The sequence below is a fragment of the uncultured Ralstonia sp. genome (assembly GCA_913056305.1).
GTDB lineage: Bacteria > Pseudomonadota > Gammaproteobacteria > Burkholderiales > Burkholderiaceae > Ralstonia.
Genome location: CAJXMR010000236.1, coordinates 1 through 6,806 on the forward strand (window position 1 = coordinate 1; position 6,806 = coordinate 6,806).

The following is a 6,806-nucleotide window of genomic DNA, read 5'->3' on the forward strand; positions in this document are numbered from 1 at the left end:
GCCAGCAGCGTGTTGACGAAGGCCAGCGCGGCGCTGCCGTTGGCTTCCAGGGCCGAGCCGGCGTTGAAGCCGAACCAGCCGAACCACAGCAGCGAGGCGCCGATCATGGTCATCGTCAGGCTGTGCGGCTTGAGCGCTTCGCGGCCGAAGCCGATGCGCTTGCCGAACAGGAAGGCGCCCACCAGGCCCGCCACGGCGGCGTTGATGTGCACCACGGTACCGCCCGCAAAGTCCAGCGCGCCCTTCTGGAACAGCCAGCCCGACTTGGCCGTCATCAGCTCAGCAGCCTTGGCATCGGTAAAGCCGTCCGGACCCGGCCAGAACCAGACCATGTGGGCGATCGGCAGGTAGCTGAAGGTGAACCACAGCACCACGAACAGCAGCACGGCCGAGAACTTGGCGCGCTCGGCGAAGGCACCGATGATCAGCGCGCAGGTGATCGCGGCAAACGCACCCTGGAAGGCGAAGTATGCATACTCCGGCACCACCACGCCCTTGCTGAAGGTGGCGGCCACCGAGTCCGGCGTCAGGCCCTTGAGGAACAGCCGGTCGAGCCCGCCGAAGAAGGCGTTGCCCTCGGTGAAGGCGAAGCTGTAGCCGTAGACCGCCCACAGGATGATGACGAGCGAGAAGATGCCGGTACATTGCATCAGCACCGACAGCATGTTCTTCTTGCGCACCAGGCCGCCGTAGAACAGTGCCAGGCCCGGCAGCGTCATCAGGATGACGAACGCGGTGGAGACCAGCAGCCAGGCCGTGTCGCCCTTGTTGGGCACGGGCGTGGCGGCGGCCGGCGCGGAAGCCGGCGCTGCGGCGGCGGCCGGTGCAGCAGCAGCCGCTGCGGCGGCCGGCTCGGAGGCAGCAGCCGCGGCCGGAGCCGAGGCTTCAGCAGCCGGTGCCGATGCAGCCGGCTTGTCCTGCGCCACAGCCGGCGCAGACATCACGGCGCCCGCGAGCACCGCGGCGACGGCCCCCGCCGTCAGGAATCGTGTGAACCAGGTTTTCATGTCTTGACCTCTTTTCCTTGGCTGATTGGCGCTTACAGGGCGTCGCCGCCGGTTTCGCCGGTGCGAATGCGGATGACTTGCTCGACGTCGGCGACGAAGATCTTGCCGTCGCCGATCTTGCCGGTGCGCGCGGATTTTTCAATGGCTTCGACGGCGCGCTCGAGCACCTCGTCGGGCACCGCCACTTCGAGCTTCACTTTAGGCAGGAAGTCGACGATGTACTCGGCGCCGCGGTACAGCTCGGTGTGGCCCTTCTGACGACCGAAGCCCTTGACCTCCGTCACCGTGATACCCGACACGCCCACTTGAGACAACGCCTCGCGGACCTCGTCGAGCTTGAACGGCTTGATGATGGCCATGATCAGTTTCATGCTGGATTCCTCCTCGATTGCGGCGCGCGCGGCGCCGCTGCGCCTCGTTGTTAGAAAGTCCGGGTGACCGACAGCAGCGCGGTCGCCTTGCCCATGTAGTTGTTGTGCGTGTTGGTGTAGAACGCGCGACCGGCATTGGTATCGATGTACGCCAGCGATGCGGTCCAGCCACCGCCGAAGTCCTTGGTCACGCCGATCTTCCAGTCGGCATACGAGGCGCGCACGACCTGGTGCGGCACTTGTTGATAGCCGAGGTGCAGGTTCAGCGTCAGGCCCCAGAAGCCGGTGTCGAAGTTGCCCGACAGGTCGAAGTACTGGCTGTGGTGCGAATCGGGCGTGCCGAACAGGTTCGAGAACGCGTGCGAATACTTGAAGGTGACCGGGCCGTAGCCGACCTGCGCGTAACCTTCGGTGGTGTGCGGGCGGGTGAAGTCGCTGGGGTAGCTGCCCGGGTAGTAATACTGCAGCACGCCCACGTCGATCGGCACATCTTTGACGATCTCGGTCTTGTAGCCGCCGTAGAAGTCCATCTCGATCGGCGCGGAGACGCTGGAGTTGGAATCCGAGAGCCAGCTGATCGACGAGTTCCAGTTACCGACGTAGAAGCCTTCGGGCAGCACGCCGCCCGGAATGGCGTAGTCAACGCCGCCCTGGATGGCCGGCTTGTTGTTGGTTTGCATGATGCCGCGATAGCGGTACTGGCTGGCCAGCGTGACGTTGGCCGTCAACGCGGGTGCCGGCGCCGGAGCCGCGGCGGGCGCAGCAGCGGTCGCGTCTGCGGCCGGCGCGGTTTGCGCGAATGCGGTTTGACCCACACCGGCAGCAGCACCGGTCAACAGCAGCAAGCTGGCTGCGGAAGCAAACTTCTTCATAACGACTCTCCCCCTTTAGAAAGACGCAAATGGAATGTGGCAAGAACTCGGATGAGGTTCGGGTGAGGTTCTGCAACTGTCATGCCATGTCAACGTAGTGAAGTTAGGCTGTTGCTTCGGTTCCGTTGGACGAGGCGCCTTGCGATCGACTTAAGGCACGCCGCGCCAGAAATGGGGACGGACTCCTCATGCGTTGACAAATGCCCGCAAGCGGTTGGCGTAGGCGGGTTCGGCCTGGTCGCCCCGGGTCGACATGGGCGCGGCTGGGGCGCTGTGATAGAGTGATTTGGTCACCGTACCCGCTGCTGCGCTGCGCTCGCGAGGCACGCCGAAGCACATCCTGACCCTATTTTTGTACGCGCCGCCAATGCCGCACCGCAGCGAGCGCTGCCGGTTTTTTCGTGGATTTGCGTGTACGATGCGGCGCATCTGGCGATCCGGCACTGAAAGTACGCATCCGCCCAAGCCACACGCACCACGGCACGGCAATTCTCGCGCACATTTTCGGTGCATGCACCGCCTTGGCGCAGCCGGCACGACCCTCGGAGAATCCTCATGAAACCCACCGATCTCTTTACCGACTTCCAGAACCGCGTGAGCGAGGCGCTGCGCAACTCGCCCGCCGCCGATATCGAAAAAAACGTCCGCGCGATGATGACGCAGGGCTTCTCCAAGCTCGACCTGGTCACCCGAGAGGAATTCGACGTGCAATCGCAGGTGCTGGCCCGCACCCGCGCCCGGCTGGAAGAGCTGGAGACGCGCGTGGCCGCGCTGGAAGCGCAGCTGAAGTCGAGCGAGCCGGCTGGCGCTGACCGCTGATTGCCCGCCGGCCCCGCGCCGGCTTGCCGTGCCCTCGCCCCCGCTGTGCCGGCCGCCGCACCCGTGCTGCGGCGCACAGCGAAAACCGCCTTGTTCGGTTGCGGCAACTGATCTAGAACTCCCTTAAGGCCGCCCGCTGCCTGACGTAGACCGCGAGTGACGCCCTGGGAGAACGATCATGCTTCATCGCCTCTACTTTCTACTGCCGGACGTGGCGAGCGCCCGGCGTGCCATGAATGACCTGCTGCTGGCGCGCATCACCGAGCGCCACATCCACTTTGTCGCGCGCGAAGGCACCGACCTCACCGGCCTGCACGAGGCCAATCTGCTGCAAACCTCCGACATCGTTCACGCCACGCAGAATGGAGTGGTGATCGGCGGCGGCGCGGGCGTCATCGCCGGCGTGGTGGCCGCGCTGTTCCCCGTCATCGGCGAAGGACCGCAGTGGGGGATGATCGGCATCACGACCGTGCTCGGTGCGCTGTTTGGCGCGTGGGCGTCGAGCATGATCGGCAGCTCGGTGCCGAATAGCCGGCTCAAGCCATTCAAGAAAGCGGTGGATGAAGAGGGGCAGATCCTGTTGATGGTGGACGTGCCGCGCTCGCGCGTGTCAGAGATGCGCGCGCTGCTGCAGAACACCCATCCGGAAGGCCGCTTCAGCGGCGAAGAACGCGCCATGCCAGCCTTCCCCTGATGCGATCTGCCGAGGAGACCAGCCGGGGCTCGTGCCCCGGCTTTTTTATGCGCGCGGGCCGGCGGCCCACCGCTTACGGCCGCCAGTCGTTATCTGTCGCCGCGGCGGTCGCACCTTCTCCTAGAGCTCACCGACGAGGAATTGGGCTCGGCCGAACCCGAAAGTCCAGTCGGCATCGCTGTTCTCGACGCAGGACACCATGATGTCCTCGGGCGCGACGCCGCAACGCGTCCCGAGAGACTCCACGAGCAGCGCGTAGAAGCGCTCCTTCATTTCCAGCGACCTTGGCCGCGTCGTGACGTGGATCAGAACGCGGTTGTCCGTGCGGACAAAGCCCAGTCCCGTGTCTTCCATGATCAGTCGCTGCGCATCATGTTCGTGCAGCACTTGGTAGCGATCTCGTACCGGCACCTCGAAGGCCTCGACCATGGCATCGTGAATGGTCTGGAGGAGCATCGTGGCCTGCTCCTCGCTTCGCCCCTTGACGACGTGAATATTGAGTAGCGGCATAGCTAGTGTTCCATTTCAGGTTTAGCGCGGTCTTCTTGGCGAAGGATCAAGGCCGCCAGTAGTGGTTGGCCGCCGCGATGGTCGCGAACTCGGCCGCGACGATCTGCCCGATCTGCAGCAACATGCCTGCATCGTTGGCGTACACGTCGCGCAGCCTGTCGCGCACGGCTTCGTCGGGCTGGGTGGTCTTGATCACCAGCCGCGCCAGCTTGATGGCCAGTTGCCGGCCCTCTTCCGGCGATGCCGTGATCAACGTGTTGTTGGGGACGAGTGCAATGCTCATGGTGACTCCAATAGCCCGTGCCGTTACTGCTGGCGACGCCCAAACGAGACCCCATACGCCGCCGCGCGCGCATTGACCATCGGGTCTTCGACTTCGATGCCGGCAGGCAGCGCGTTCGGCTGGAACAGCAGCTTGCGTTGCGCGGCATCACTGTCTGCCACGGCCTTGGTGATGGAGAGCGTGCCCAGCTCGACCGTGCGGCGCGTGTCAGGCCAGGCGATCGACGGGTCATCGAGCTTGTCATCAGGCGCTGCAATCTGCAGTACGAGCTTGAACTTGATCGGTGCCTTTGCAACGTGACCGCGCATTTCGGTCTGCAAGTAGTCAGGCGCTGCCTTGGCTGCATCCGCATCACTCAGGTACTGCTCGCCGCCCACCGGCCGGATCTGGTAGCGGCCGTACGTCACTACACCCTTGGCGTTGACGAACTTGAACGTGTTGACGCCAAAGTACGGCAGCGAGCCATAGCTGACCGGCTCGGGCTTGGGCGCCGTGAGGAAGGCCTTGGCGGCCGGGTGGCTACCCAGGTAGGTGTCGAGCGGCGTGGGCTTGGGCACGTTCGGCCCGCTGCTGCCCAGCGCGATCAGCAGATCGTGGAAATCATCCGTCGTGGGCGACGGGAAACCGTTGAAGGCGTGCGAAACGATGTCGGTCGTGGCGCCGCCGGGCAGCGTGAACTTGACGGCCAATCCACGCGGGGCGGCCAGCGCGTGGTTGTCCGCGATGTCCGGAATGCCCGCAAAGTCGGAGAAGCGCACGACCACCGGCACGGCGGCCTTCTGCAGATGCGGCGCCGTGCTGACGGTATGCGCGGAACGGCTGGGGGTGAAGGCGCCTTCAAGCACGATGCCCTTCGCGTGGACGGCGCGCGCGCCAGGATGCTGGCCAAACACGCCATTGAGCGCGTCAACGAGCCGCACTGGGGTGGACTTCTGCTCGGGCGGGGCGGGAGGTGTCTGAGCGACGGCAACGTCTGCCATGGCAAGCGCAAGCGGCAGCAGGCCAAGCGCAAACAGGGAGTTGGGGGATCTGGATGACTGCATGGGGCACCTCGTGGCGTGGGTTGTGGGAGTAGCGCCAGCGCAGTTTAGGCTATATGATAAATAATGACAATACGTATTGTTATTAATCATCTTTTGGGCGGATTCCGATCGCGTGGCTATAATCCGGCCCATCCCTTTGGTCCTTCCCCGTCCCGCCGTGTCCACCAAGAACGACATCCTGAGCGCCCTGCAACGCGAACCGCTGACCGTGGTACAGCTGTGCGAGCGCCTGGCCGTGACACGCAACGCGATCAACGTCCAGTTGAAGCAACTGGAGGCGGAGGGCCTGGTGCGTCGTCGCAAGCCACTTCAGACAGGCACGCCGGGCAAACCCGCCATCGTGTATGAGGCGGCCGCCGGCAGCGAAGATGCCGCCTCCGGCGCCTACAAGGGGTTCCTGCTGGGTCTGCTGGCCGAGCTGCAAGACCAGCTCGACGCCGATCAGCTCGCGGGGGTGCTGGAGGCGACTGGCCGCCGCCTCGCACGCGAAGCGGGGCTGCCCGCCACCGCCGATTTCGACAACAACCTGGCCGAGGCCATGGCCACCGCCGACAGCCTGGGCGCCAGCACCGAGGCCGTACCGGACGGCACGGCCATCATGGTGCGCAACTACAGCTGCCCGGTGGCCGGCGCCGTGCGCGAAACGCCGTGCGTCTGCAAGGCATTGGCTGCGTTCTTCTCCGAAGCCACCGGCCGCCCCGCCAGCGAGCACTGCCTGCGCGAAGGCCGGCTGATCTGCCAGTACCGGATCGAGCAGCAGCCCGTCGGCTGACACCTCACGTCCAGCGCCCCTTCCGGACCGGAGCCGCGCGCTCCGGTTTTTCATGCCCGCCCGATCGTCAAATTTGGATGCGGGCTTGCATGACGGCGTAACGTCGCTGGCACAGTGACGGGCTCCGCCACCGTCACGCACTGTCACGCCATGCCTCGATGCCCTGCCCTCCGCCCTGCTCGTGATGTCATCCGGAGGGCCGCGCGATGAGCCTCGCCGTGTTGCGCTCACGCGCGCTGTCGGGCATCGACGCGCCAGCGGTATCGGTGGAGGTGCATCTGGCCAACGGACTGCCGTCGTTCACCATCGTCGGCCTGCCCGACACCGAGGTGAAGGAGAGCAAGGACCGCGTGCGCGCGGCCATCCAGAACAGCCGCTTCGAGTTTCCCGCGCGGCGCATCACCGTCAACCTGGCGCCGGCGGATCTGCCCAAGG

General features: G+C 65.2%; 10 protein-coding genes. 4 read left to right on the forward strand and 6 right to left on the reverse strand.

The window, feature by feature from the left end:
- From QZ609_RS22865 to QZ609_RS22875, 3 genes are all read right to left on the reverse strand, one after another.
- A partial coding sequence (locus tag QZ609_RS22865; protein WP_295499798.1) for an ammonia channel protein occupies positions 1 to 1,007 on the reverse strand: 1,007 nt, incomplete at its 3' end.
- 32 nt (positions 1,008 to 1,039) lie between these two features.
- The gene (locus QZ609_RS22870) at positions 1,040 to 1,378 is read right to left on the reverse strand and encodes a P-II family nitrogen regulator (protein ID WP_295499800.1); all 339 of its coding nucleotides are present in this window, start codon (positions 1,376 to 1,378) and stop codon (positions 1,040 to 1,042) included.
- A 50-nt stretch (positions 1,379 to 1,428) separates the two neighbouring features.
- Positions 1,429 to 2,250 (reverse strand): TorF family putative porin, encoded by an 822-nt coding sequence (locus QZ609_RS22875; protein ID WP_295499802.1) that lies wholly within the window; start codon positions 2,248 to 2,250, stop codon positions 1,429 to 1,431.
- Positions 2,251 to 2,805: 555 nt separating this feature from the next.
- On the opposite strand from QZ609_RS22875, the gene QZ609_RS22880 reads away from it, so the two are divergent.
- Positions 2,806 to 3,069 (forward strand): accessory factor UbiK family protein, encoded by a 264-nt coding sequence (locus QZ609_RS22880; RefSeq protein WP_295499804.1) that lies wholly within the window; start codon positions 2,806 to 2,808, stop codon positions 3,067 to 3,069.
- 178 nt (positions 3,070 to 3,247) lie between these two features.
- A complete protein-coding gene (locus QZ609_RS22885; RefSeq protein ID WP_295499805.1) occupies positions 3,248 to 3,763 on the forward strand; it encodes a DUF1269 domain-containing protein in 516 nt (171 codons plus the stop codon).
- Between the two features lie 120 nt (positions 3,764 to 3,883).
- Here the strand turns inward: QZ609_RS22885 and QZ609_RS22890 are convergent, their stop codons facing one another.
- Genes QZ609_RS22890 through QZ609_RS22900 form a run of 3 tightly spaced genes read right to left on the reverse strand, consistent with a single transcriptional unit; the run spans position 3,884 to position 5,599 of the window.
- Positions 3,884 to 4,273 carry a tautomerase family protein gene (locus tag QZ609_RS22890; protein ID WP_295499806.1) on the reverse strand — a complete coding sequence of 130 codons (390 nt, stop codon included), beginning with the start codon at positions 4,271 to 4,273 and terminating at the stop codon, positions 3,884 to 3,886.
- A 46-nt stretch (positions 4,274 to 4,319) separates the two neighbouring features.
- Positions 4,320 to 4,556, reverse strand: coding sequence for a hexameric tyrosine-coordinated heme protein (locus QZ609_RS22895; protein ID WP_295499808.1), 237 nt, complete (start codon positions 4,554 to 4,556; stop codon positions 4,320 to 4,322).
- 23 nt (positions 4,557 to 4,579) lie between these two features.
- Complete coding sequence (locus tag QZ609_RS22900; protein ID WP_295499810.1) at positions 4,580 to 5,599, reverse strand: catalase family peroxidase; 1,020 nt, start codon at positions 5,597 to 5,599, stop codon at positions 4,580 to 4,582.
- A gap of 157 nt (positions 5,600 to 5,756) precedes the next feature.
- Here QZ609_RS22900 and QZ609_RS22905 point away from each other — a divergent pair, with 157 nt between their 5' ends.
- Both QZ609_RS22905 and QZ609_RS22910 read left to right on the forward strand, forming a co-directional pair.
- The gene (locus QZ609_RS22905) at positions 5,757 to 6,371 is read left to right on the forward strand and encodes a MarR family transcriptional regulator (protein WP_295499811.1); all 615 of its coding nucleotides are present in this window, start codon (positions 5,757 to 5,759) and stop codon (positions 6,369 to 6,371) included.
- A gap of 206 nt (positions 6,372 to 6,577) precedes the next feature.
- Positions 6,578 to 6,806 (forward strand): magnesium chelatase domain-containing protein (locus QZ609_RS22910; RefSeq protein ID WP_295499813.1); only part of this gene is annotated, 229 nt, incomplete at its 3' end.